The 24,738-nt window shown below is 71.4% G+C and carries 23 protein-coding genes and 2 pseudogenes; 14 read left to right on the top strand and 11 right to left on the bottom strand.

Annotated elements, in window-relative coordinates:
- Positions 1 to 169: 169 nt before the first annotated feature.
- Positions 170 to 763 (bottom strand): annotated as a pseudogene (locus WBK50_RS21455) (sigma-70 family RNA polymerase sigma factor); the annotation flags it as partial.
- Between the two features lie 156 nt (positions 764 to 919).
- On the opposite strand from WBK50_RS21455, the pseudogene WBK50_RS35255 reads away from it, so the two are divergent.
- The 3 genes and pseudogenes from WBK50_RS35255 to WBK50_RS21465 all read left to right on the top strand — a co-directional run.
- A pseudogene (locus tag WBK50_RS35255) lies at positions 920 to 1,069 on the top strand (carboxymuconolactone decarboxylase family protein); the annotation flags it as partial.
- A 106-nt stretch (positions 1,070 to 1,175) separates the two neighbouring features.
- On the top strand, positions 1,176 to 1,313 hold the full coding sequence (locus WBK50_RS35260; RefSeq protein WP_445942291.1) for a hypothetical protein: 138 nt from the start codon (positions 1,176 to 1,178) through the stop codon (positions 1,311 to 1,313).
- A gap of 345 nt (positions 1,314 to 1,658) precedes the next feature.
- Positions 1,659 to 2,090: a TIGR03667 family PPOX class F420-dependent oxidoreductase gene (locus WBK50_RS21465; RefSeq protein WP_341337326.1), complete on the top strand. Its 432-nt coding sequence runs from the start codon at positions 1,659 to 1,661 to the stop codon at positions 2,088 to 2,090.
- A gap of 219 nt (positions 2,091 to 2,309) precedes the next feature.
- Here the strand turns inward: WBK50_RS21465 and WBK50_RS21470 are convergent, their stop codons facing one another.
- On the bottom strand, positions 2,310 to 2,645 hold the full coding sequence (locus tag WBK50_RS21470; RefSeq protein WP_341337327.1) for a hypothetical protein: 336 nt from the start codon (positions 2,643 to 2,645) through the stop codon (positions 2,310 to 2,312).
- 86 nt (positions 2,646 to 2,731) lie between these two features.
- On the opposite strand from WBK50_RS21470, the gene WBK50_RS21475 reads away from it, so the two are divergent.
- On the top strand, positions 2,732 to 3,430 hold the full coding sequence (locus tag WBK50_RS21475; RefSeq protein WP_341337328.1) for a TIGR03620 family F420-dependent LLM class oxidoreductase: 699 nt from the start codon (positions 2,732 to 2,734) through the stop codon (positions 3,428 to 3,430).
- Between the two features lie 142 nt (positions 3,431 to 3,572).
- Complete coding sequence (locus WBK50_RS21480) at positions 3,573 to 3,947, top strand: hypothetical protein (RefSeq protein WP_341337329.1); 375 nt, start codon at positions 3,573 to 3,575, stop codon at positions 3,945 to 3,947.
- Between the two features lie 107 nt (positions 3,948 to 4,054).
- Here WBK50_RS21480 and WBK50_RS21485 read toward each other — a convergent pair whose 3' ends face one another.
- From WBK50_RS21485 to WBK50_RS21495, 3 genes are read right to left on the bottom strand one after another with little or no spacing between them, the layout of a single operon-like run.
- Complete coding sequence (locus tag WBK50_RS21485; RefSeq protein WP_341337330.1) at positions 4,055 to 4,213, bottom strand: hypothetical protein; 159 nt, start codon at positions 4,211 to 4,213, stop codon at positions 4,055 to 4,057.
- 10 nt (positions 4,214 to 4,223) lie between these two features.
- Complete coding sequence (locus WBK50_RS21490) at positions 4,224 to 4,430, bottom strand: ferredoxin (protein WP_341337331.1); 207 nt, start codon at positions 4,428 to 4,430, stop codon at positions 4,224 to 4,226.
- A 35-nt stretch (positions 4,431 to 4,465) separates the two neighbouring features.
- A complete protein-coding gene (locus WBK50_RS21495; RefSeq protein ID WP_341337332.1) occupies positions 4,466 to 5,677 on the bottom strand; it encodes a cytochrome P450 in 1,212 nt (403 codons plus the stop codon).
- Between the two features lie 115 nt (positions 5,678 to 5,792).
- Between WBK50_RS21495 and WBK50_RS21500 the strand changes: the two genes are divergently transcribed.
- Positions 5,793 to 6,455 (top strand): TetR/AcrR family transcriptional regulator, encoded by a 663-nt coding sequence (locus WBK50_RS21500; protein ID WP_341337333.1) that lies wholly within the window; start codon positions 5,793 to 5,795, stop codon positions 6,453 to 6,455.
- A gap of 220 nt (positions 6,456 to 6,675) precedes the next feature.
- Here the strand turns inward: WBK50_RS21500 and WBK50_RS21505 are convergent, their stop codons facing one another.
- Both WBK50_RS21505 and WBK50_RS21510 read right to left on the bottom strand, forming a co-directional pair.
- A complete protein-coding gene (locus WBK50_RS21505; protein ID WP_341337334.1) occupies positions 6,676 to 7,863 on the bottom strand; it encodes a cytochrome d ubiquinol oxidase subunit II in 1,188 nt (395 codons plus the stop codon).
- Complete coding sequence (locus WBK50_RS21510) at positions 7,860 to 9,254, bottom strand: cytochrome ubiquinol oxidase subunit I (RefSeq protein ID WP_341337335.1); 1,395 nt, start codon at positions 9,252 to 9,254, stop codon at positions 7,860 to 7,862. The genes WBK50_RS21505 and WBK50_RS21510 overlap by 4 nt, the downstream gene beginning before the upstream one ends.
- 114 nt (positions 9,255 to 9,368) lie before the next feature.
- On the opposite strand from WBK50_RS21510, the gene WBK50_RS21515 reads away from it, so the two are divergent.
- A complete protein-coding gene (locus WBK50_RS21515; RefSeq protein ID WP_341337336.1) occupies positions 9,369 to 9,551 on the top strand; it encodes a hypothetical protein in 183 nt (60 codons plus the stop codon).
- Between the two features lie 629 nt (positions 9,552 to 10,180).
- Here WBK50_RS21515 and WBK50_RS21520 read toward each other — a convergent pair.
- Both WBK50_RS21520 and WBK50_RS21525 read right to left on the bottom strand, forming a co-directional pair.
- Positions 10,181 to 10,438 carry an Lsr2 dimerization domain-containing protein gene (locus WBK50_RS21520; RefSeq protein WP_341337337.1) on the bottom strand — a complete coding sequence of 86 codons (258 nt, stop codon included), beginning with the start codon at positions 10,436 to 10,438 and terminating at the stop codon, positions 10,181 to 10,183.
- A 29-nt stretch (positions 10,439 to 10,467) separates the two neighbouring features.
- Positions 10,468 to 10,989: a GNAT family N-acetyltransferase gene (locus WBK50_RS21525; protein WP_341337338.1), complete on the bottom strand. Its 522-nt coding sequence runs from the start codon at positions 10,987 to 10,989 to the stop codon at positions 10,468 to 10,470.
- 294 nt (positions 10,990 to 11,283) lie between these two features.
- Between WBK50_RS21525 and WBK50_RS21530 the strand changes: the two genes are divergently transcribed.
- From WBK50_RS21530 to WBK50_RS21540, 3 genes are all read left to right on the top strand, one after another.
- Positions 11,284 to 11,556, top strand: a complete 273-nt coding sequence (locus WBK50_RS21530; RefSeq protein ID WP_341337339.1) for a hypothetical protein — start codon at positions 11,284 to 11,286, stop codon at positions 11,554 to 11,556.
- 206 nt (positions 11,557 to 11,762) lie between these two features.
- Positions 11,763 to 13,622 carry a putative nucleotidyltransferase substrate binding domain-containing protein gene (locus WBK50_RS21535; RefSeq protein WP_341337340.1) on the top strand — a complete coding sequence of 620 codons (1,860 nt, stop codon included), beginning with the start codon at positions 11,763 to 11,765 and terminating at the stop codon, positions 13,620 to 13,622.
- Positions 13,622 to 14,497 (top strand): metallophosphoesterase, encoded by an 876-nt coding sequence (locus tag WBK50_RS21540; protein ID WP_341337341.1) that lies wholly within the window; start codon positions 13,622 to 13,624, stop codon positions 14,495 to 14,497. The genes WBK50_RS21535 and WBK50_RS21540 overlap by 1 nt, the downstream gene beginning before the upstream one ends.
- On the opposite strand, the gene WBK50_RS21545 is transcribed toward WBK50_RS21540, so the two are convergent.
- Complete coding sequence (locus tag WBK50_RS21545) at positions 14,461 to 15,318, bottom strand: glutamate ABC transporter substrate-binding protein (RefSeq protein WP_341337342.1); 858 nt, start codon at positions 15,316 to 15,318, stop codon at positions 14,461 to 14,463. The genes WBK50_RS21540 and WBK50_RS21545 overlap by 37 nt on opposite strands.
- A 1-nt stretch (position 15,319) precedes the next feature.
- Positions 15,320 to 16,918 carry an amino acid permease gene (locus WBK50_RS21550; protein ID WP_341337343.1) on the bottom strand — a complete coding sequence of 533 codons (1,599 nt, stop codon included), beginning with the start codon at positions 16,916 to 16,918 and terminating at the stop codon, positions 15,320 to 15,322.
- Between the two features lie 343 nt (positions 16,919 to 17,261).
- Between WBK50_RS21550 and WBK50_RS21555 the strand changes: the two genes are divergently transcribed.
- Genes WBK50_RS21555 through WBK50_RS21570 form a run of 4 tightly spaced genes read left to right on the top strand, consistent with a single transcriptional unit; the run spans position 17,262 to position 24,667 of the window.
- Positions 17,262 to 18,122, top strand: coding sequence for an NTP transferase domain-containing protein (locus tag WBK50_RS21555; protein ID WP_341337344.1), 861 nt, complete (start codon positions 17,262 to 17,264; stop codon positions 18,120 to 18,122).
- 21 nt (positions 18,123 to 18,143) lie between these two features.
- The gene (locus tag WBK50_RS21560; RefSeq protein WP_341337345.1) at positions 18,144 to 19,943 is read left to right on the top strand and encodes an aldehyde ferredoxin oxidoreductase family protein; all 1,800 of its coding nucleotides are present in this window, start codon (positions 18,144 to 18,146) and stop codon (positions 19,941 to 19,943) included.
- Between the two features lie 40 nt (positions 19,944 to 19,983).
- Positions 19,984 to 22,914 carry a formate dehydrogenase subunit alpha gene (gene fdhF, locus WBK50_RS21565; RefSeq protein WP_341337346.1) on the top strand — a complete coding sequence of 977 codons (2,931 nt, stop codon included), beginning with the start codon at positions 19,984 to 19,986 and terminating at the stop codon, positions 22,912 to 22,914.
- A gap of 37 nt (positions 22,915 to 22,951) precedes the next feature.
- A complete protein-coding gene (locus WBK50_RS21570) occupies positions 22,952 to 24,667 on the top strand; it encodes an NAD(P)H-dependent oxidoreductase subunit E (protein ID WP_341337347.1) in 1,716 nt (571 codons plus the stop codon).
- Positions 24,668 to 24,738 lie beyond the last annotated feature (71 nt).

The raw sequence follows: 24,738 nt of genomic DNA on the forward strand, positions 1-24,738 counted from the left end.
GTTCGCCGCGGCCCCGTCGACCTGCGGGGACCGGGTGCGGTGGCTGCCCGCCGGGGCCGCCGTCGCCATCGCGGGGTGATCGCAGCGAGCCTCAGCGTGCCCAGAGCGCCGGGTCGAGGCGGGCGAGACGCTCCTGGTCGGTGAAGATGTCGATCTCCACGATCCGCCTGTCCACCACGCCCTCGATGTCACCCTCGCGGGCCGCTGCGAGGAAGGCGTCGACGACCTCGCGCCGTGCGGCCCGGTCACCGCGGCCGGGTTCGACGCCACGGACCCGCCGTCGCGCCCGGCTCGCGAGCTGCCGAGCCGCGGCCGGGGTGCGGTCGACCAGCGGGGCGATGTCGTCGAACGGCAGCGCGAACATGTCGTGCAGCACGAACGCCAGCCGCTCGTCGGGGGCCAGGGTCTCCAGCACGACGAGCAGGGCCAGGCCCACCGAATCGGCGAGCTCGGCCGCGTACTCGGGGTCGCCCCCGTCGTCACGGCTCACGACGGGATCGGGCAGGTGCTCGGGGAACGGCTCCTCGCGCCGGGTCCGCCGCGACCGCAGCTGGTTGAGCGCCACCCGGGCGACGACGGTCGTGAGCCAGGCCCGCAGGTTCTCCACCTCGGCGGTGTCCGCCCGCTGCAGCCGCAGCCACGCCTCCTGCACCGCATCGTCGGCCTCGCTCAGAGACCCCAGCACCCGGTCCGCGACCTGGCGCAGGTGCGCCCGGTGCTCCTCGAACGCCCCGCCGAGGTCCCCACCGACCACTCCGCCGATCCCACTGTTCGGATCCACCTGTCACATCCTTCCGTTCCCGCGTGTCCGAGGTGGTGACCCACGAGAACCCGCCGATGTGACGGCGGAACAGGAGCGATGATGAACGCACGGATGAAGAACCCGGCCCAGGTCGTCCCCGGCGCGATGCAGGCCCTGATGGCCCTCGGCGCGGCCGAGCGCGCCACCGGCATCCCGGAGACCACACTGCAGCTCGTCCACCTCCGGGCGAGCCAGATCAACGGCTGCGGAGTCTGCGTGCACATGCACGCCCGCGACCTGCGCAAGGCCGGCGAGCCGGACGAGAAGATCGACACCGTGGCCGGTTTCCGGGACGCGCCGTTCTTCAGCGACGAGGAACGCGCCGCTGGCCCTCGCCGAGGCCGTCACCCGGCTCGCGGACCGCTCGGACCCGGTGCCCGACGAGGTGTTCGAGGAGGCCGCCGCCCACTTCGACGAGCAGCAGCTCGGCGCGTTGATCCTCTCGATCGCGCACGTCAACCTGTGGAACCGGCTCAACGCCACGACCCACCAGGTCGCCGGCGCCTGGTGAGCGACCCCGGTGGGCCCGGGCGACCCGCCACCGGATCGGGCGGGCATCCTGCCCGGGCCTGCCTTACTCGCGGACGAGCGCTTCACGCCCTGGAACAGCTCCCGCCGGTCGGACTCGGCGGTGGCCTTCGGACCGACGGGCCGGACGACCGGCTCGGGGAGGGGCTCGCCCTCCTTGACGGCCTCGCGCTCCAGCATGGACACGACCTTGTCGGCCTTGTGGATCCGGCCGTTGGCGGCGGGCCGGCGAGGCGACTCCGGCATGCACACGCGCCGCGGGATTCCGTTCGTGCGTTCGGGGAACACCCCCGGGGTCCCCATCGGCCGGTCGACCCCAGGAGGAGACATGACCGTCCTGCCGGACCCCGGTACCGAGTTCGGTGCGCGGGTCGCCCGCCGCCTCGCCGACGACCGCGTCGTGTGGTTCACCGTCGTCGACGGCGCGGGGACCCCGCAGCCGGCACCGGTGTGGTTCCTCTGGGACCCCACCTCGGAGACGGTGCTGGTCTACAGCCAGCACGACGCGAAGCGGCTCTCCCATCTGCGGGAACGCCCGCGGGTGGCGCTGCACCTGAACTGCAGCCCCCTCGGAGGGGACGTGGTCGTGCTGACCGGGACGGCGCGTGTGGGCACCGAGGATCCCCCCGTGGACCGGAACCCGGACTACCTCGCGAAGTACGGCGAGCGGATCAGGGAGGGCTGGCAGGACCCGGAGAACTTCGCGTCGACCTACTCCGTGCCGGTGCGCATCGACGTGCGGCGGGTCCGCGGCCTCTGACGTCCGGAGGCTGCGGCAGGTCTTCCGTCGTCCTCGGCCTACCGGCGTTCCGCGCCGGTCGGGGCACCGCCGGTGAACCTCCGCCGGCCTCGACCCGGCGACGGGCCGCATGGCGTTCCATGCGACGAGGGAGGCGCACCGACCCGCGGTGTGCGGCACCGTCGTGCGCAGCGGGGCACCGGTCTGCCCGGCGGACGGATCCGGCCAGCCGGAGGATCGTCAGTCGAGTCGCTCGCTGTTCTCGTCGGAGTCCAGGAGGGCGCGCTCGGCGAGCCGCAGTGTCACGGCCAGGAGCAACTGGCCTGCACCGCCGACACCGGCGGCCTCGGCGAGCAGCGGCAGCACAGGACCTGTGTAGCGGAGAGCGCGGCGCAACTGCGCCGGCTTCCACAGCCATGTCAGCGCACCGGTGGCTGAGCCGATCGCTCCCACCCCCACTGTGAGCGGGTTGACCGGCAGCAGGCGCTCGACGATCGCGATGTACTCCGCTGACAGCGGCGGCGCCGGCTCTCCCGCCGGGGCGGTCTCACCGTCGCCATGGACGGTCGTGATCATGTTATCGGTCATGCTCGTCTTCTCTCTTGCCGAGCTGACGGCTGCACGTAGGCCTGATCTCGAGGTAGAGGTCGCGCCTCACCATCGTGGAGCGGGTGCTCGCGGCGACCGAGACGCTCGCCGTGGCCACCGGCGTCGTGAAAATCTGGCATGTCGAAGCGCGAGCCGTGGCGGATACCTACCACCGGCTTGAGGCGGCCTACCCCGGGCGGTTCCTGCTTGGTATCGGCGTGGGGCACCGGGAGTTCGGGACCGACTTCCGCTCGCCGTACCAGGCGCTGGTCGGCTACCTGGACGTGTTGGACGAGCGTGGCGTGCCGAAGCAGCGGAGGGCGCTGGCCGCGCTCGGCCCGAGGGTGCTGAAGCTGGCCGTCGAGCGGTCCGCCGGGGCACACTCGTTTCTGGTGACGCCGGCGTACACCAGGCAGGCACGCGAGCTGATCGGCCCGGACGCGCTGCTGGCGGTGGAGCACACTGTGGCCCTCGGCGACCCGACCAGCACCCGCGCCGCTGGTCGTGATGCCATCCAGGTCAACTTGGGGCTGGCGAACTACCGTGCCAACCTGACCCGAATGGGCTTCGGCGAAGACGACCGGGCCGATCGAGGTAGCGATGCGCTGATCGACGCCCTGGTGGCGCAGGGTGACGCTGCGAGGGCAGCCAAGCAGCTGCGCACCCAGCTGAACGCCGGCGCCTCACACCTGGTCGTGAATGCAGTCCCGATTGCGGATCGGCTGCCCATCTTGACCGCGTTGGCTCCCGAGATCGGTATGGCGGCGCGGTAGCGAGTATTCTCGCCGAGCAATTCGACCGGTCACGCTGCAGGCCTGGGCGCAGGGGCCACGCACCTACCTCGGCATCGCCACCCACGGCTTCCCGAACCTGTTCATGATCACCGGGCCACAGAGGCCGTCCGTGCTGAACAACATGCCGGTGCCACTCCCTGCGGCAGAGGACGACTGGGTCGACCACCACAACGAGATCACTCAGATGACGCTGCTGCCGAGAGCCAACTCCTGGTGGGTCGGCGCGAACATCCCGGGCAGGCCGCGCCACCTCTGCCCCTACACGGGTGGCGTCGGCACCTACCGGCTCATCTGCGACGAGGTCACCGCCCGTGACTACGACGGGTTCACGCACGGCTCGGGCGCCGCGGCCACGGACGGTGACTTCACCGGGGTCGCGCGAGCCACGTTCTTGGTCCAGGCGGTGCGCGGGGACCGGCGGCGTTCCTGGTCCTCATCACGGAGCATCCTGTACCTCCTCCCTCAGCGGACCATCGACGCAAAGTTGCTTGCCTGACGAGCGAGGCTGATCGCACCCGACCCCTGCGGCGTCGGACGCAGCCGCCAACTGATCCGCGAGGCACGCAGCCGATTTCCCGGCTCAGACATGAGTGGCGACTCAGGTCACCCCCGGTCGGCAACGGCAGGCACGACGGCCGAGCCCGGGCGGAGGACCTCGAGCTCGTGATCGGCCGCGCCGAGTTGGCGGTGCAGCTCGGCGAGCTGGCGCGTGTGCTCGGTGGCGCGGCGTCCGGCCGCTGCCGCGGCGGTGGTGGGACTCATCGGAGCCCGGTCAGGATCCCTCGTCGTCCCGCACGGTGATTGCGGCGGCGGGGCAGCCCGCCGCGGCGTTCCGGGTGGCCTGCCACTGCTCGCGCGGCGGCGTCTCGTCCAGCAGCTCGACGATCGCGTCCTCGTCACGCTGGTCGAACACGTCGGGCGCGGTGAGCGCGCACTGCCCCGACCCGACGCACCCCTCCTGGTCGACCTCGACCTTCATCGGTGTCTCCTCCTTTGATGGTGGATGGCGGCAGGTCACCAGGCGACGGGCAAGCTGCGCACGCCGCCGGTGAGGTGGTCTGTCCGGACGTCGAGCTCGTCCAGCCCGACCGCGAGGCGCAGCTCGGGCAGGCGCCGGGCGAGGGTGGCGAACACGGCTCGCAGCTCGGTACGGGCCAGGCTGGCGCCGATGCAGAAGTGCGCTCCATGGCCGAAGCCGACGTGCCCGCGCTCGACGCGGTCCGGATCGAACGTCTCGGCGTCGGCGAAGACCGACGCGTCCCGGTTCGCGGAGTTGATTGACAGGATCAGCGCGTCCCCGCGTCGAATGGTCACCCCGGCCATCTCGACGTCGTCGTGCGCGTACCGCAGCAGCCCGAGGTCACCCGGCGCACCGAGCCGCATGATCTCCTCGATGACCGCGTCGACCCGGCCGTCCGGATCGGCGACCAGCGCCTCCCACTGATCGCGGCGGGTCAGCAGGAACAGCGTGCCCAGCCCGATCCGGTTGACCGTCGTCTCGTGTCCCGCGAACAGCAGGCCGACACAGAGCCGGACCATCTCCAGATAGCCGAAACTCGCGTCCTCGGCCTGCGCCCGCACCAGGTCGGTGATCACGTCCTCACCCGGCTCGGCGCGCTTGCCCTCGGCCAGGCCCGCCATGTAGCGGCCGAACTCCTCGCGGGCATCGTGCGCGTCCTGGCCGGAGAAGCTGGCCATCCGATCCGACAGTGAGCGGAAGTGCTCGCGATCGGCCTCCGGCACGCCGAGCAGCCGGCAGATCACCGCCACCGGCAGTGGGAAGGCCAGGTGCGCATGGAGGTCGACGACCCCGTCCGGCGCAGACTCATGGGCGGCGATCATCCGGTCGACGTAGCCGTCCACCAGCTCCTGGACGTGCCCGAAAAGCAGCCGCATCCGCTTGGCGGAGAACGCCGGCGTCAACAACCGGCGCATCCGCGTGTGGTCGGCCTCCTCGGACTCGTAGTCACCGGTCGGCCCGTCCTGCACGGCGGCGGTGCTGATCCGGGACGCTCGCTCGGGCTCCGGGTGCGAGCGACCGAACCGCTTGTCCCCGAGCAGGTCCCGGACTTCGGCGAATCGGGTCACCAGCCACGCCGGGTCACCGGCCGGTGTGGTCACCGGCGCGATCGGGGCCTCGCGGCGCAGGACCTCGTAGAACGGCGCGAGCTCGAGCAGGTTGGGACGGGCGAACGGCAGCTGCGGACGTTCGGCGGCAAGGGTCATCGGTCGTCCTCCTGTCGTGGTGGTGGCCCCACCGTACGATTTCCTGGCAGTAACTGCCAGAAAGGCGACCGTTTAGGGTTCCTTCGTCGTGAACACCCGGATCCGAGGGGCAGGCGTGGCGCAGGAACAGGAGGCCGTGCGGCGCGGGCGCCCGCCGGCCAGCGAGCAGGGGCGCCGCCGACAACAGCTGGAGATCTCCCGCCAGGCGGTACGGCTGTTCCGGGCGCACGGTATCGCCGACACGTCCGGAGCGGAGATCGCGCGGGCATGCGGGGTGTCCGAGCGGACGCTGTGGCGGCTGTTCCGCACCAAGGAGAGCTGCGTGGAGCCGCTACTCACCCAGGCGCTCGACGGATTCCGGGCGGTCCTGCGCTCCTGGCCGCCCGGTGTCGAGCTCGCCGAGCACCTCCGGGCCGCCTACACGTTCGTCCCGGAGTCCTCATCCGCCGACATGGACGCGGTCCTCGCGGTGGTGCGGATGACCCACGACGTCCCGGCGCTGCGCGCGGTATGGCTGGTACTGCAGGAACACGCCGAACCAACCATCGCCGAGGTCCTCGGTCCCCGGACGGGGCTGCCCGCGGATGCTCCCGAGGTGCGTGTGCTGGCAGCGACGGTGAACGCGGCACTGCGAGTGGTCACCGACGACTTCGCACGGGCCGCGGTGGACGGCGTGACCCCGCGCGACATCGACAGGCACCGGCGACGACTGGCCGAGACGCTGCGCGCGGCCACCCGCCTCCCCGCCCCGCCCCCCAGCCCACCGAGGACGGAATGACCCAGCCAAGACGACGACCCCTCCGGACCGCATTCCGGCCACCGCGGTCAGCCGCGATCGGGTGGTCATCGACGGCTGGGAGGACCGCTGCCACAGCTTCCTCTGGACCAAGACCGCCGAGGAAACCGCCGCCCAGGTCAACGGACATCGTTGCACGACACTGGACCCGTAAGACGCCACTGGCCAGGAAAGACACATGAACGACCGAGGCCGCCGTGGCTCACCGGCGGCGACTTCTCCAGTATTCCAGAGCTTGCCGGGCCAGCCCGGCAGCGACGGAGGCGATCAGAACACCAGCGATGATCCGGTGCTCGCTCTGTACAGGGGCGGGCGCACGGTTCGGGGCCGCCGTCTCCTCGACGGGGCTCCCCGCGGCCGCGTCGAGCCGGACGCTGTCGGTCGGCTCCTGCAGCCGCCCGTGCTGCTGCAGCCAGTAGAGCCAGGCGAAGGCGGGCAGCACGAACAGCACGGCCAGACCCGCGACGGCCAGCTCGGCCCACAGGGTCGCTGACGGTGCGCTGCCGGCCTGCAGGGTCAGCGAGCCGGGCAGCAACCACGGGTACTGGGCCCATCCCCAGCCCGCCACGACCGCGGCCACCGCGAGGCCCGCGGCGATCCGCATCGACTGGATGCGCCGCAGGACGACCAGGACGAGCGCGGCGATCCCCGCCACGACCGACACGACGACGAGCGGGAGCGCCGGGCCGACGAGCCGGTCGAAGATGTAGGGCGAGCTTGTGCGCATCAGCAGGAGGTTGACCGCTGCCAGCACGCCGCTGAGCACGCCGGCGGCGATCGCCCGGTACGAGAAGTAGCGCACCATCTCGGGCTGCTTGCGCCGTGCGGAGTCGGCCACGAGGTAGATCGCCGCGATGTAGGCACACGTGGCGACGAAGAGCGCTCCGGTGACGAGGGCTGTGGGGCTTGTCCAGGCGCTGGGGACCTGCCCGGACGGCGCTGCCGGGACCGCTCCCGTCGCCACCGCCCCGATGACCGTCCCGAGGAAGAACGGCGCAATCAGTGAGGATGCGGCGAACAGCGCTCCGTTGAGCCGCTGCATGTGCAGCCGCTCGGCCTCGTGCCGGAAGGCGAAGCCGACGCCGCGGAGGAAGATCCCGAGCAGGGACAGGGCGAGGGGGGTGAACAGCGCCGTCATGATGGCCGCGAAGGCGGGTGGGAAGGCGGTCCACATGATCACGAGCCCGAAGATGATCCAGACGTGGTTGCCCTCCCAGACCGGCGTCACCGAGGCATCGATGGCGGCGCGCGGCACCGCCCCGTGTCTCGCGCCGCCGGCCAGCAGGTCCCAGATGCCGCCACCGAAGTCGGCGCCGGAGAACAGGGCGTAGGCGGCGATGACCGCCAAGAGGACGACCGCGACCGCGATCAGTTCCGGCGGCGGGCTCACGATCGAACCTCCCGCACCGGCTCCGTCGGCGGTCCGTACGGCGTGGCCTGGTCCTCCACGAGCCGGGGATCCCCCTCCGCTCGCCACCGACGGCCCATCAACCAGGGCACCAGGATGCACCCGCCGGTGAGCACCAGGTAGATCACGAGTGTCACGGCCAGGGTGATGGTCACCCCGCCCGCCGGGGTGACGGCATCGCGGGTCAGCAGTACGCCGTAGACGACCCATGGTTGCCGCCCGACCTCGGTGACGAGCCAGCCGAACTCCATCGCCAGCACCGCCCCCACTCCCGCAAGGGCAGCGGGAACCAGGAACCAGCGCGTCCGCGGAATCTCCCGGTGAAACCACCAGACCCACGCCTGCCATGCCCCGAACACGACCAGCGCCGTCCCGATGGCCACCATCCCGTCGAAGGCCAGATGGATCAGGTTGGGCAACGGCGGCCGCAGCTCCGGCGGAGCGCTGTCCCAGCCGATCACCGTGGTGCTCGGGGAGAAGCCGACGAGAATGGAATCCAGGTCGGGAATCCCGACGCCGAAGTAGACCTGCCCGTTGTAGTAGATCCCGCCGAGCCACTCGGTGGCGTGGTTCTGGGTGCGGTCGACCAGCTCCATCGCCGCGAACTTCAGCGGTTGCTGGGAGGCGACCATTCTGGCCGCGATGTCGCCGACCACGAACTGGACGGGTGCCGCGGCCGCGCCCACCGCGAACGGAATCAGGAAACCGAGCCGGTGATAGCGATCCCACCGGCCGCGCAGCATCCCCACCGCGTACACGCCCGCCGTCAGGAAGCCGGCGACCATGTACGCCGCCAGGATCATGTGCGGCACCTCGTAGCCGGAGGCGCCGTTGAATATCACCGCCCACGGGTCGACGGAGGTGATCCGCCCGTCGGTCAACGTGAAGCCGCCGGGCTGGTTCATCCACGAGTTCGCGGCCACCACCGCCCATGCCCCGAGGAGCCCGGTCACCGCTATCGGCACCCCGCTCCACCAGTGCAGCCAGGGCGGGAGTGCTCGCCAGCCGTAGAGGTAGATCGCGGTGAAGATGGCCTCGACGAAGAACCAGATCCCTTCGAGGCTGAACGGGATTCGGAAGGCGGCACCGAAGCGCCCCATCAAGCCGGGCCACAGTAGCCCCAGCTCGTAGGACAGCACGGTGCCCGACACCGCGCCCACCGCGAAGATCACGGCCATCACCTTCGACCACCGCCGCGCCAGCAGCAGGGCCACCGCATCGCCCCGCCGCAGTCCCGTCCAGTGGGCTATCAGGACGACGGCCGGGAAGGCGATGCCGAAGCAGGCGAAGATGATGTGGAAGCCTAGGGACGCCCCCATCTGGCTGCGCGCCGGCACGGTGCCGTCGGCCAGGACGAGGGCGGAGGAGATCACGGCACCGGCCCCGGGGTCGGTGGCGGCGCGGGTCGTGTGACGACCCTGCAAGCCCGTCCGGCGCGCATACTGCAAACCGGGGGCGCTACCGCAGAAGCCGGAGGTGTCGGTCTGATGATCGCAGCGGCGACGGTGTTCTGGTTGGGTGTCGGCATCGGTGCCCTCGGTCTCGTGGAAAACGATCTGTATCTGGTCGGTCTCGTGATCATGTTGATCGGCGTGATCGGCGTGCTGGTGCGAGTCACCGACTGGCTCAGTGATCGTGAGCGCGGGCTCGGCAGGCGGGCGCCGAGATAGGGCATCCTCGGCACCTCGCAGGCCGCCCCCGTCCCGCCCGTGGGTTAACGGCCCCCACCACCTCTAGTCGCCACCTCGCTGTATTGCTGTCCGCTGAGCGGGGCCCGTTCGGCGGCCAAAGGAGTGACGATCCGGCACGATCGGCCGAGTCGGATCGGTGGCCGTGGCCGTGTCCGTGGCGGCCGGCGCTGACGCGGTTCCACGGACCCCCGAAACGTGGGCTGAGTCCGGGTTTCCGGGATCATGGTTCACGCAGCGGGCGCTCAGGGCGGACACCCGGAGTAGCTGCATCGAGTCGACCGCTCCCACCCGATGTCGGTTCCGCGCGGAAAAATGCGAGCCACCAATCCGCTCCCCAGGGACGGTGGCATGTACTGCTTCGACGTGCGCGGCACGGCCAGGACGGTCCGCTGGGGTCGTCGTGGCACACGCTCACACCGAGCAGGGCGAGCAGCGGCCCGAACTCGGACATGCGCGTCCCCTTCGAGCCGCCGAACCGAGGTCACGTCCGGATCCGGAGGTCAGGCACCACACCACCGGGCCGCCGGGGATCCCGGCGATCGACGACCTCCGGTCCCCACCTGCTCGGGCAGCGCTCCGTGCTCGGCCGGGCGCCGGTCGGCCGAACGCTACGGATGCCCGTCAGCGTGCTGCAGCAGAACTGGGGTGCCGCGCTCGGTTACGACGCCGCTCTCCGGCACGTCCAGCCGCCCGACCTGTCCGAGATCGTGCGGCCGCGAGGGGATCGAAGATTGCCGCAGACCTTCGGCGTCGGCACGCGAGAGGTCGACCTCGTACTGCCTGCCGTCGAGACCGAAATCAACGGTCTCGTCGGCGCGGGCGCCGTCCTCGAAATCGACCAGGATCGTGTTGACCTGCTGAGCCATCGCTGTCCGCGTCTCTCGGATCACCGCTCCTACCGCCCCTGATCCGCGCGGACCAGGGGCGGTTCACCCGCCGCGAGGGCGGCGCGCCCGGCGAGCGGGCGCTCGTAGCAGACCGAGAGCGGCTCACCCACATACGGGCCATAGCTCTCGATCCGCCGGTAGCCGTGCCGCTCGTAGAACGCGATGGCATCGGGTTGCAGCGTTCCCGTCTCCAGCTGCAGGTGCGTCCACCCCCGTGCGCCGGCCTCCGCCTCCAGCGCAGCCAGCACCGCGGCCGCGACACCCGACCGCCTCCGCTCCGGCACGACATACATCCGCTTCACCTCACCGAGGCCCCCGCCCAGCTCCCGCAGCGCGCCGCACCCGACCGCGCGGCCCTGCGCCTCGCGGGCCAGCAGGAACACCACGGTGTCCGCGGCCGTCGGGGCGGGGCCGGGCTCGCTGTCGGGCGTGCCGTACCGGAGGGCGAGCTCCGCGCGCTGGGCGGCGCGCAGCGCAGCGGCGTCAGGGTGATCGAAGGGGACGATCTCTATACGGAGCTCGGGCGGCACCCCGCAAGATTACGAGTGCAGATCCGGGCCGCACTCGCGCGCCCGCTGTCGTGCCTGCAACCGAGACCGTGGCAACGGGGTTTCCTCCCACGACACCGCGGGGCCCCGAAGCAGCGGCAAGCCCGGCCAGGGGTCGAACGGCTGCACGACGAACCAGCAACGACGAAGGAGTCCTCGATGAGCCCCATCAGTCCGACAGCTGATCCGACAACGGAGGTACGTCCGGCCACCGGCGACGCACAGGTCGACCCCCACGGCTCAGGATCTCTCACCGCGCAGGCCCGACAGGACGCGATGGCGGCGGCCAGGTACGCCGGACACGCATACCCCGGCCCCATCGGCGAGGTCCTCAGCCGGGAGCTACGCAACTACGCCGAGGACGGGGAGCAGCTACCACCACATGCGTCGGCCCCCCGCCTCATCTCGGCGGTGCAGAGGCAACAAGCCCGCAATCCACTGCCGCCGGCACCCAGCTACGCCCACCTGCCTGCGCAGTACATCCCGGGCAGCGCCCTGCGCTGGCGCTACCGCACGGCCGACTCGAACGAGAACACGCACCGAGCCTGAAGTCGACCGGGCCGCGAGCCACGCGGCGGCGAACCCGGCAATTCTGCACGTATCCGGCTCCTGTCGGTCGCCTAGCCCTGTACGGCACGACGGTCAGCGCGGCGAGCTCGCTGCGGCACCCAGCCGCGGCACTGTTGAGCGATCCGCTCTGGTGCGATGCCGAGCTCGACCGGGTCTGACCTGCCCGTTGTGGCAGCATGACGGGCATGGACGTCGCCGATCTCGCGGCTTTCCTGGCGAGACACCCGCCCTTCGAGTCAGTCGGCACGGCCGCACTGGAGGCCATCGCGCAGGGCTCGAGGGTGGACCGGTTCGCCGACGGCGACCTAATCCTGGACGCGTTCCGGAACCCGAGCGTCGAGGTGTTCGTCGTGCTCGAGGGACGCGTGCACCTGTGGAACGACGCCGACACCCCCGCAGACGAGCCCGACGAGGTCGTCTCGCCGGGCGGCGTGTTCGGGTTCTCCGCCCTGCTGACCGAGCGGTCGATCGGCCCCCGCGCCGTCGCCGTCGGCGCGGTCGTCGTGGCGCGCATCCCGGGCGCACTGGCCGCGCCCGTCTTCACCTCGCGTCGCGGGGCGCGGTTCCTGACCGAGATCGTGTCCTCGGCGCGCCGCCGGGTGCCCGCCGCCCCGGCCTACAGCCTGGTCGACGACCTGATCGTCCGGCCACCACTGGTCGTCGAGCCGACCACCCCGGTCGTGGAGGTGGCCCGGCGGATGACCGCCGAGGGCGTGCCCTGTGCGGTGGTCCGGCTCGAGGCCGGACGGTTCGGACTGGTCACCGATTCGGTGCTGCGCACCCGCGTGCTGGTCGAGGGCAGGCCGCCGAGCTTCCCCGCGCACTCGATGATGGACACCTCGGCGCCCACCGCCGTGCTGGGTGACTCCGCCGCCGAGGCGCTGCTGCTCCTGCTCGACCGGGGCGCCGAGTTCCTGCTGGTGACCGACCGGGCCGGGCAGCTGCGCGGAGTCGTCGCCCCGCGCGACTTCGCCGTCTCACCCACCACCGCCGGGGTCTCGCTGCACGAACAGCTGCGGCGGGCCACCTCGGTCGAGGACCTGGCCTGCCACGCGGCCGGGATACCGGCCATGCTGAGCGACCTGCTGTCCCGCGGCCTGGCCTCCGGCCGGGTGATCGCGGTGAACTCCTCCCTGGTCGACACGCTGGTCCGGCGGGCGATCGGCTTCGTCCTCGCCCGGCACCCGGAGCTGTCGGTGGACGCCTTCACCTGGCTGTCGCTGGGCAGCAACGGACGGCGGGAGGCGGTGCTCAGTTCGGACGTCGACTCGGCGGTGGCGTTCGACGGACCCGTCCCGGACGCCGAGATCGCTCGCTACCGGGCGGCGTTCGGCGAGGTTTACGAGGTGCTGGCGCGAGCGGGGCTCAGCGGCGACCAGCACGGCGCGACCGCCCGCCACGCCTTGTTCGCCCGGACCAACGACGACTGGCGCGCAGCCGGCCAGCAGTGGCTGGCCGCGCCGGCCGAGCACAACGGGGCGATGATGACCTCGCTGCTGGTGGACGGGCGCCCCATCCACGGCGACCCGGGGCTGCCGGCGGTGACCAAGGTCTTCGGCGATCTGCGCCGGCATCCGGGCACCATGCGGCTTCTGTTGCAGGAGTCGCTGTCCAAGCGCGCGAAGCTGCGACCGGTGCGGCAGATCCTGACCCGCCAGCCCGACACCTTCGACATCAAGACGTACGCGCTGCTGCCCATCGTCAACATCGCCCGCTGGGCCGCACTGAGCGTCGGCTCCGCCGCGCTCCCCACCACCGAGCGGCTGCGGGCGGCCTCCGGATCGGCCATGCTGCCGGACGAGCAGGCCGGCACGCTGATCGAGGTGTTCGAGGTGCTGCAACGGCTACGGCTGCGTTACCAGCTGATGCAGCACCGGGCCGGCGACCGGCCGTCCGACCTGATCACCACCAGCCGGATGTCCTCGATCGACCGCAGCGTGATCGCCCAGGCAGTCCGGGAGATCTCGTCGGTCCAGCGACGGATGGACAACATCTCACACTTCGTCCCCGCCGAGGAGTGGGCCTCATCGGAGCCGGCTCAGTAGTGTCGGCCCCGGAGCGCCCCGAGCACCGCGTTGCAGTCATCGGCGACGTCGCGGGTCACCTCGACGAGCTGCGCACCGAGCTCCGACGCCTCGGCGCCGACGCCGAAACCGGCCGGCTGCCCGGCGATCTGACCATCGTCCAGGTTGGTGACCTGGTCCATCGCGGCCCCGCCTCCGACGCGGTGGTCGCGCTGGTGGACGGCTACCTGACCCGCCAGCCGCCGCAGTGGGTCCAGCTCGTCGGCAACCACGAGGCCCAGTACCTCCGCGATCCGGTGTTCGACTGGCCGGAGCGGATCAGCGATCGGTCGGGGGACACCCTGCGCCGCTGGTGGGCCGGCGGACAGATGCGGGTGGCCACCTGGGTGGGCGACGACACCGAGAGTTTCCTGATCACACACGCGGGCGTCACGGCGGACTTCTGGCGCGGCCCGCTCGCCGCGCCGAGCACCGCCGAGCAGGCGGCGATCACGATCAACTCCCTGATCGGAACGGGCGACGACGCGCTGTTCCGGGCCGGCACGATGCTGCACGGACGCCGGCGCGGCCGCGGCGCCGGTCCGGTGTGGGCCGCGACCGCCGCCGAGCTGATGCCCGGCTGGCTGGCCACGACGCTGCCGTTCAGCCAGATCCACGGGCATGACTCGATCTTCGACTGGCAGCGGCGGCGCTTCCGGGCCGACGCCGCCGATGAGCTGGCCCGGCTGACCGTCCTCGACGAGGAGGCCAAGCACGAGACCACCATCCTGGGCGGCGGCCGGATCATCGGCCTCGATCCCGGCCACGGGCGCCGGCCGCGCCGTCCGTGGCGTGCGTGGGAGATCCGGACCCGATCCGCTCAGGCGCTGCCGGGGTTCGGCGGGTCGGGGATCTGATAGCCCGAGGGCGCCACGGTGGTACCCAGTGCCCTCCTCCATGAGCCGTCGGCGACGTACTGCTTCAACGCCGCGTTCACCTGGTCGCGCAGCGCCGTGTTGCCCTTCCGGATGCCGACCCCGTAGCTCTCATCGGAGAAGCCCTGGCCGACCACCTTCAGCGCGCCCCGGTACTGCGGTTCGGCTGCGTAACCGGCCAGGATGACGTCGTCGGTGGTCACGGCGTCGACCTGACTGTCGGCCAGCGCCTGGACGCAGTCCGAGAACTTGGGCAGCTCCTTCAGCCGGATCCGGCCCTGATAGCGCTGCACCACGTTGGCCGCCGAGGTGGTGCCGGGCACCGAACACAGATCCTTGCCGTTCAGCGTCTCCGGCCCGGTGATCTCGGTTTCGTTGCGGCGCACCAGCAAGTCCTGGTGGGCGAGGAAGTACGGCCCGGCGAAGTCGACCACCTGCTTGCGGGCGTCCGTGATCGAGTAGGTGGAGAAGACCAGGTCCACCTGACCGCTGGTCAGCAGCTGCTCCCGGTCGGCCCCGTTGGCCTCCTTCCAGGTGATGTTCGCTTCCGGCACACCGAGCGCCTTGGCCACGTACGTCGCCGTCTCCACGTCGAAGCCGCGGTAGCTGGTGCCGTCCTTCAGCCCGATGCCGGGCTCGTCGAACGGGATCCCGATGGTGAGCCGCCCGTTGGGGGTTGCCCCGGGCACCGGCGTGGGCGAGGGGTTCGGCCCCTCGCCGCCGGTGCCACCACATGCGGCCAGGGCGGCGACGGCGAGCCCCGCCAGCGCCGCCGCGGCCAGCCGCCGCACCGTGATCGCCATCTCAGCTCCCTCCGCCGGACGGCTTGGCGGGGTCGAGGTCGTCCGGGTCGACGTCCGGGCCGTACGTCGGCCCGTCGTTCGACCAGACCGCCTCGAGCCGCCCGTTGGTGTTGGCGATGACCGCGGGCTTCACCAGCTTCCAGCCGAGCGCGAGCAGCACGGCGAGGATCGGGATCCCGAACACGACCACCAGGAAGGTGATCTTGTGGCTGAAGTACGGGCTGCTCTGCCAGCCCGACACGGCCAAGCCCACGACGACGAGACCGAGGAAGACCAGCCCGATGATGCTGGTGTACGGGGACCCCGGCATCTGGAACGGGCTGGCCTGCAGCACTCCCCGGTGCACCAGCGACCGCAGCCGCAGTTGGCAGAGGAAGATCGTGGCCCAGGTGAAGATGACGCCGATCGCCGCGGCCTCCAGGGCGATCTCGAACGCGTCCGGGGCGAACGCGTTGAGCAGGGCGCCGAAGACGTACACCACCGACGTCATGACGATGCCGGCCCACGGCACGCCCGAGGCGCTCATCTTCAGGGTGAACGCCGGGGCCTGCTTGGACATGCCGAGGCTGCGCAGCACCCGGCCGGTGGAGTAGAGGCCGGAGTTCAGACTGGACAGCGCGGCCACGATGAGCACGGCCTGGATCAGCGCGCTTATCCAGGACAGGCCCATACGGTCGAAGACCGTGACGAACGGGCTGGTCCCCGACTTGAACTCGGTGGTCGGCAGCATGGAGACCAGCAGCAGGATCGAGCCGCAGTAGAAGATCGCGATCCGGTAGATGACCGCGTTGACAGCCTTGGGCACCTCACGGGTCGAGTCAGCCATCTCGCCGGCCGCCACGCCGACCATCTCGATGGCCGCGTAGGCGAACACCACTCCGGACATCACCAGGATCGGCCCGTACCAGTTGTAGTCGCCGCTCGCCGGCCAGAAGCCACCCGGGTTGCTCCACAGGTTGTGAAACCCGGCCTGGTGGTTGCCGACGCTGAACCCACCGATCACCACGACCAGTCCGACCGCGAGGAACACCACGATCGCGCCGACCTTCGCGATCGCCGCCCAGAACTCGAACTCCCCGAACGCCCGCGCGGACAGCAGATTGATCACCAGCACCACGGCCAGCGCGATGAGCACGGTTGCCCAGGTGGGCATCAGCGGGAACCAGTACTGGACGTACAGCCCCACCGCGGACAGCTCGGCGATCCCGGTCAGCGCCCAGTTCAACCAGTACATCCACCCGGTGACGAATGCCCACCGCTCACCGTAGAACTCCCGCATGTAGGACACGAAGGCGCCCGACGTCGGCCGATGGAGCACCAACTCGCCGAGCGCGCGCATCAGGAAGAACGCGATGACCCCGACGAAGGCGTAGCTGAACAGCAGCGCCGGGCCCGTGCTGTGCAGTCGAGAGGCCGAACCCAGAAACAGCCCGGTCCCGATCGCGCCCCCGATGGCGATCATCTGGACGTGCCGGCGTCCGAGGGTCTGCTTGTAGCCGACCTGCTCGGCGTCCAGGGAGTGATGGTGTTCCCCGGCACGGGTCGCGACCTCGTCCTGGGTCGCGACCTCGTCCTGGGTCACGGCATCGTCCTGCGTCATGGCATCGTCCTCACCGGGTCGACCGAGCCACGCGTGAGTGGTACTCGTGACGCACGGTCGGCCAGGTGATCAACCGGACGTCCGCCGACAGGCCACCCAGGCGAGTGGAGCAACCCTAGAGTTGGGCGCGACCAGGTGCAATCATCGAGCAACTCATAGCCCCCGGCGCCCGGTGCGAGCCGTCTCCGCAGCGGGCCTCGTTCATCCACCGGGGCTCGGCCACCAACGTCCACCGGTGAAGACCGCTTCTGGATCACCGTCACCGGGGATCAGAAGACCCGACGGCCCATATCCGCAGGATCGCGACACATCAAGAGGTGAGGATTCCCGTAGCGTTCCACGGATGTCGGGCGGGATCGGGGATGTGGCGGGCGTGGTACTGGCCGGCGGGCGGTCCTCGCGGATGGGCACGTCGAAGGCCGCCCTCGAGTGGCACGGATCCACCCTGTTGTACCGGACGGCGGCGCTCCTCGCCCGCACCGTCGACGGCCCGGTGGTCGTCGTCGCGGCGCCCGGGCAGGAGCTGCCGGAGCTGCCCGCCGGAGTCGCGGTCGTGGCGGACCCGGTCGAGGGGGTCGGCCCGATGCAGGGCATCGCCACCGGGCTGGCGGCGCTCGCCGAGAAGGCACCGGCGGCGTTCGTCTGTTCCACGGACATGCCGTTCCTGCATCCCGCGTTCGTCCGGCGCGTGCTGCGCGGCCTCGACGGGCCGGGCACCGACGTCGCGCTGCCGTTCGCCCTCGGCTTCCGGCAGCCCCTGGCCGCCGCTTACAGAACCGCGCTGGCCGGGCTGATCGCGTCGTTGATCGCGCAGGGTCGCAGCCGGCCGGGGATGCTCTACGAGCACTGCACCGTGACCCGCCTCGACGACGCCGACCTGCTCGCCGACGCCGACGTCGCCCGGCTCGATCCGGACCTGGACTCCGTCGTCAACGTCAACGCCCCCGACGACTACGCGGCGGCTCGGGCCCGGTTGCCCGCGGAGGTCGTGGTGGAATGCTTCGGCGCGCTGGCCGGTGGCGGCCGGCGCGGCCCGCACCGGGTCCGCGTCGCCACGCTCGGGGATGCCGCTGCCGCCGTCGAGCTCGACCTGGACCGGCACGTCGTCGCGGCACTCAACGGCGACCGGATCACGCGCGACCCGTTGTTGCCCCTGGTGGCCGGCGACACGGTCGCCTTCATCTCCGCCGACGCGGGCGGCTGACGGGCGCCTACAGTCGTAGTCATGACGGCAGGCGGCTACTTCGGGCGGGCGCTGGTCGTCGACGTCCGCGGGGGTACGGTCGTCGGTACTCCGCTGGACCTCGACGAGCGTGTGCTGCGCGCCTATCTCGGCGGCGTCGGGCTGGGCACCTGGTTGATGCACCGGCTCGCGCCGCCCGGCGTCGACCCGCTGGCCCCGGCCGCCCCACTCGCGTTCGTGTTCTCCCCGCTGGTCGGCACGCCGCTGACCACCAGCGCGAAGTTCGCCGTGGTGGCCACCTCTCCCCTGACGGGCCTCCTCACCGACGCACTGGCGTCGAGCCAGTTCGCCATCGCCGGCAAGCTCACCGGCCACGACGCCATCGTGGTGCGCGGCCGCGCCGACGTGCTGTCGGCCGTGCTCGTCGACGCCCAGGGCGTACGCCTGGAACCGTGTCCGGAGCTGGCCGGGACGGCCGCCGCCGAGGCCGAGACCGCGCTGTCGGCGCGGTTCGGACGCGGTTGGCGCAGCGCCGCGATCGGCCCGGCCGGGGAACGCGGGGTCCGCTTCGCCACGATCAGCCACGACGGCCGCCACGCCGGTCGCGGCGGGCTGGGGGCGGTGCTCGGCGCCAAGAACATCAAGGCCGTGCTGGTGAAGGCAGGCACCAAGGCGGCCGTCGCCGACGCCCCCGCGGTCCTGGCCGCGGCCCGTGACCTGCGGGGACGCAGCTTCGGACCGGCCACGAAGAAGTACCGCGAGCTGGGCACGCTGGCCAACCTGCTCGCGTTCAACGCGGTTTCGACGCTGCCCACCCGCAACTTCACCGCCGCCACGTTCGACGGCGCGCCGAAGCTCGCCGCCGAGGAGCTGCACGAACTGCGCGGGGTGGCCCGCAACAGCTGCGCGTCGTGCTCGATCGGCTGCGAGCACATCTACTCCCGGCGCGGGGGCGGGTCGCAGCGCATGGAGTACGAGAACGTGTTCGCGCTCGGCCCGATGTGCGGTGTATCGGATCCCGACGACGTGTTCGCGGCCAGCGCTCGCTGCGACGAGCTGGGCATCGACACGATCTCCGCGGGCGGCACGATCGCGTGGGCGATGGAGTGCGCCGAGCGCGGCCTGATCGACGCGCCGTGGCTGCGCTTCGGCGACGGCACCGCCCTGCTGCGTGCCCTGGAGCTGATCGGCACCCGCGAGCCGGGGCTCGGCGAGCTGCTGGCACAGGGCTCCCGGCACGCGGCCGGGGTGGTGGGGGCGGGGTCGATCGACTTCGCGCCGCAGGTCAAGGGCCTGGAGCTGCCCGGCTACGAGCCGCGCACGCTGCAGGCGATGGCGCTCGGGCTCGCGGTGAACTCGCGCGGTGCCGACCACAACCGCTCGGGCGCCTACGAGGCCGACCTCTCCGGTGAGGTCGATCGGCTCGACGGCGGCGATCCGCACGTCGTGGCCGCGATCGGTACCGAGGACCGGGCTGCGGTGATGGACTCCATGATCCTCTGCAAGTTCCTGCGGGGGGTGTTCACCGATCCCTTCACCGAGTGGGCGGCCCTGCTGGCCCCCGTCACCGGCTGGGCGCTCGACGCCGACGAGCTGCGGGCCACCGCGCGGCGGATCGTCACCGCCAAGCGGGCCTTCAATCTGCGCGCGGGTGCGACGGCCGCCGACGACACGCTGCCCGCGCGGATGCTCGAGACCCCGCTGGTGCTCGCGTCGGGACGGTCGGCCGCCCTCACCGCCGCGACCCTGGGGTCGATGGTGGCCGGCTACTACGCCGCCCGGGGCTGGGACGCCGACGGCAGGCCGTCCGCCGGCGACCTCGGCGGGCTGCTACTGGACTAAGGTCGACGTGTCCGCGCTCACAGTCGATCCGGGGGGACACATGACCACGCTCCACGAGCCGTCCGCACCCACGGCCGCCTCGACCGTCACCGCGACGATCGACGGCCGCGAGGTCACCGTTCCCGACGGCACCACGATCTTCGACGCGGCCCGGCAGGCCGGGATCGACATCCCCGTGCTGTGTCACGACGAGCGTTACGACCCCGTCGGTGTGTGCCGCATGTGCGTCGTGGACACGGGTGGCCGCGTGTTCGCCGCGGCCTGCGTCCGCCCGTGCGAGGACGGCATGACGGTCACGACGACGAGCGCGGAACTGGAGCGCAACCGCGCCACCCTGACCGAACTGCTGGTGTCGGATCAGCCGGTTCGCGCCGAGGATCCCAAGCAGACCACCACCGGCGACAACCTCCTGCTCGCCCTCGCCGACGGCTTCGGCGTGGCCCGCGAGTCCACGGAGCTGCCGTGCGGTTCCGGTCGCGGCACCGACTCGTCGAACCCGGTGATCGACGTCGACCACGACGCCTGCATCCTCTGCGACCGCTGCGTCCGAGCCTGTGACGACATCCAGGGCAACGACGTCATCGGCCGGTCGGGCAAGGGCTACTCCACGCGCATCGCGTTCGACCTGAACGACCCGATGGGCAGCTCCTCGTGCGTCACGTGCGGCGAGTGCGTGCAGGCCTGCCCGACCGGGGCGCTGACCAACAAGCCCATCCGCGGCATCCCGATCCGCCCGCGCGAGGAGCTCGACGCCGTCGACTCCGTGTGCCCCTACTGCGGGGTCGGCTGCGCCCTGACCTACTACGTCGACCGCGAGCACGGCGCCATCGCCTTCGCCGAGGGCCGGGACCAGCCCGGATCGCAGAGCCGGCTGTGTGTGAAGGGCCGCTACGGCTGGGACTACTCCGCGTCGCCGCAGCGTCTGACGGTGCCGCTGATCCGCGTCGACGCCGCGTACCCGAAGGGCCCGCTCTCGGCCGACGTCCGCGGCGACGGCGCCGGGGGCACCCACAACGACCGCGGCCGGGCCGGTGACGGGGGCAACCGCAGCGGCGGGGGCCGCAAGGACGGGCGGCCGGGCAAGGACCGGGGCCGCAAGCCCGGCGGCCTCGTGGACTACGACGAGGTGCTGCCCTACTTCCGCGAAGCCACCTGGGACGAGGCGCTCGATCTCATCGCGCGCCGCCTGACGGAGGTGCACGCGGCGGGCGGGCCGGGCGCGATCGCCGGGTTCGGTTCGGCGAAGTGCTCCAACGAGGAGGCCTACCTCTTCCAGAAGCTGATCCGCACGGGCTTCGGCACCAACAACGTCGACCACTGCACCCGGCTGTGCCACGCCTCGAGTGTCGCGGCGCTGTTCGAGGGCGTCGGCTCGGGCGCGGTGTCCACCACCTACGGCGACGTCGTCAACGCCGACGTCGTGATCATCACCGGCTCCAACCCCACCGCCAACCACCCCGTGGCGAGCTCCTTCTTCAAGCAGGCCCGCCGGCGCGGCACGAAGATCGTCTACGTGGACCCGCGCGCGTCGACCGTGGCCGAGCACGCCGACATCTTCGTGCAGCTCAAGCCCGGCACCGACGTGGCCTTCTACAACGCGGTGATGCACGAGATCATCCGGCTCGGGCTGATCGACCGCGAGTTCATCGCCGGGCGCACGTCCAACTACGACGAGCTCGCCCGGACCGTCGCCGACTACCCGCCGGAGCGCGCCGCGCAGATCACCGGCGTGGACGCCGACACGATCCGTCTCGTCGCGAGGTTGTGGGGCGAGGCGGGGGCCGCGGTCGTCTACTGGGGCATGGGGATCTCCCAGCACACCACCGGCACCGACAACGCCCGCTGCCTCATCGCGCTGTGCTCGATCACCGGCCAGGTCGGGCGTCCGGGCACCGGCCTGCACCCGCTGCGCGGGCAGAACAACGTGCAGGGCGCCTCGGACGCCGGGCTGATCCCGATGTTCTACCCCGACTACCAGGGCGTCGACCGCGAGGCCACGCAGGCCCGCTTCGAGGAGGCGTGGGGCACGGCGCTCAACCCGAACCGCGGCCTGACCGTCACGGAGATCATCAAGTCGGCGCTGCAGCCCGACGGCGTGCGCGGCATGTACATGCTCGGCGAGAACCCGTTCCTGTCCGATCCGAACATCAACAAGGTGCGCAAGGCGCTGTCGGCGCTGGACTTCCTGGTGGTGCAGGACATCTTCCTCACCGAGACCGCCGAGTTCGCCGACGTGATCCTCCCCGCCACCTCCTACCTGGAGAAGGACGGCACGTACACCAACACCGACCGCCGGGTGCAGCTCGGCCGCAAGGTGATGGACGCCCCCGGGCAGGCCCGCCCGGACTGGGAGATCGTGCAGGACATCGCCCGGCGCATCGGGCTGGACTGGGACTACGGCGCTCCCAGCGAGGTGTTCGACGAGATGGTGGCGCTGATGCCGTCGTACACCAATCTGGCCTACGACAATCTCGGGCTCTCGGGGAAGCTGTACCCGAACGCCGATCCCGAGCACTCCGACGGCACGGTCGTCATGTTCGACGAGCACTTCAACACCGACGACGGCCTCGCGCACCTCGTCCCCGCGCAGTGGTTGCCGGCCAAGGAGCTACCCGACGCGGAGTACCCGCTGGTGCTCAACACGGGACGGCTGCTGGAGCATTGGCACACCGGCTCGATGACCCGTCGGTCGTTCGCGCTCGACGCCATCTCGCCGGCGGCCGAGGTCTACATGCACCCCAAGGACGCGGCCGACCGTGGCCTCGCCCACGGCGAGATGGTGCGGGCCCGGTCGCGACGCGGGGCCATCGAGCTGCTCGTGCGGGTCAGCCACCGCGAGCAGCTGGGCAACGTCTTCATCCCGTTCCACTTCCGGGAGGCCGCGGCCAACCTCCTGACCATCGACGAGATCGACCCGGTCGGGAAGATCCCCGAGTTCAAGTTCTGCGCGGTGCAGGTGGAGGCGCTGTGACGCCCGCCGACGTGCTCGTTTCCGCGGAGGCGGCATCATGACAGCAGTTCAGCCCAGGGTTCCCGGTGTCGAGGCCCGGGCCGGGAAGTTCCCCGGGCCGTCGCTGATCCCGGCGCTCAACGCGATCCAGGCCCGCCTCGGCTGGCTCCCCCGCGAGGAGCTGGAGGAGCTGGCCCGCGACACCAGGCGGCCGCGCTACGAGATCGAGGGCCTGATCTCGTTCTACCCGCATTTCCGAACCACCCCGCCGGCGAAGGTGGCGCTGCACGCGTGCCACGACCTGCCGTGCTTCCTGCGTGACGGCGAGGCCCGGATCGCGGAGCTGCGCGAGCGCTACGGCGAGGCCGGGACCGACAACCGGGGCGACGTCGAGCTCGTCGAGGTCTCGTGCCTGGGCCGCTGCGACATCGCACCCGCGGTGGCCGTCAACGAGCGGCCGGCGCCTCTGTCGTCCGTCGACGAGCTGGTGGCCGACGCCCGCGGCGACGACGGCGTCGGTGACGCGGTCGCCGTGCTGCGCGACGAGCCGTGGCCCAACGACCCCTATCCCGCCGGCTCCGATGTCGGTTCCCGGTACGCGACGCTGCGGGCCCTGCTCGACGGCTCGCTCGACGCCGACGACATCGTCGCGACGCTCAAGGACTCCGGTCTGCGCGGCATGGGCGGCGCCGGCTTCCCCACCGGCCAGAAGTGGGAGCTGGTGCGCGGGACGCAGCCCGGCAGCACCAAGTACGTCGTCTGCAACGCCGACGAGTCCGAGCCCGGCACGTTCAAGGACCGGCAGATCCTCGCCACCCAGCCGCACCTGGTGCTGGAAGGTCTGTTGCTGGGCATGGTCGTGGTGGGGGCGGAGGAGGGCTGGGTCTTCATCCGGCACGAGTACGGCCCCGAGGAGCACGTGCTGCGGGCCGAGATCGACGCCCTGCGCGAGGCCGGCCTCGTCGGACCAGGACGGCAGGTCGACGTCTTCGTCTCCCCCGGCGGCTACATCCTCGGCGAGGAGACCGCGCTGCTGGAGTGCATGGAGGGCCATCGCGGCGAGCCCCGCAACAAGCCTCCGTTCCCCGGCAACTACGGGCTCTACGGCCGCCCCACCCTGATGAACTCCGTCGAGACCTTCGCCGACGTGCCCGTGATCGTGCAGCGCGGGGCGCAGTGGTGGGCCGACCAGGGACTCGGCGAGTCGGTGGGCTGGAAGTTCTTCGCCGTGTCCGGTCACGTCGAGAAGCCGGACGTCTACTGCGTGCCGATGGGCACCACGGTCGGCGCTCTGATCGATCTGGCCGGCGGGGTGAGCGAGGGCAGACAGGTCGGGGCGGTCCAGCCGGGCGGGGCGTCGTCGAACTTCATCGGGCCCGACCAGCTGGACCTGGCCCTCGACTTCGGCTCCGCGGCGAAGGCGGGCACGATGCTGGGCTCCGGCGCGGTCGTGGTGCTCGCGGAGGGCACCGACCTGCTCACGGCGTCGACCAACGTGCTGCGGTTCTTCCGCAACGAGTCCTGCGGGAAGTGCGTGCCCTGCCGGGTCGGCTCGACCAAGGCCCACGAACTGCTGGTCGGTCGCTCCACCCTCGACGACGACGAGCGCGCGCAGGTCCTGCGGCTGGAGGAGGCCATGCGCAAGACGTCCATCTGCGGCCTCGGGCAGGTGGCACTGGGCCCGGTGGTGAGCGTGCTCGGCCTGGACAAGGGCGGAGCGGCGGCGCGCGACCAACCGAAGCCGGGTGGCGCCACGGGCCAGCCTGATCGGTGAGTGAGCTTGCGAGCGAACCAGTGTCACAGCGCCCTTGCCCGAATCGCCGACCGAGCGACAGCGAGCGAGCG

It is taken from the genome of Pseudonocardia sp. T1-2H, assembly GCF_038039215.1.
Classification (GTDB): domain Bacteria; phylum Actinomycetota; class Actinomycetes; order Mycobacteriales; family Pseudonocardiaceae; genus Pseudonocardia.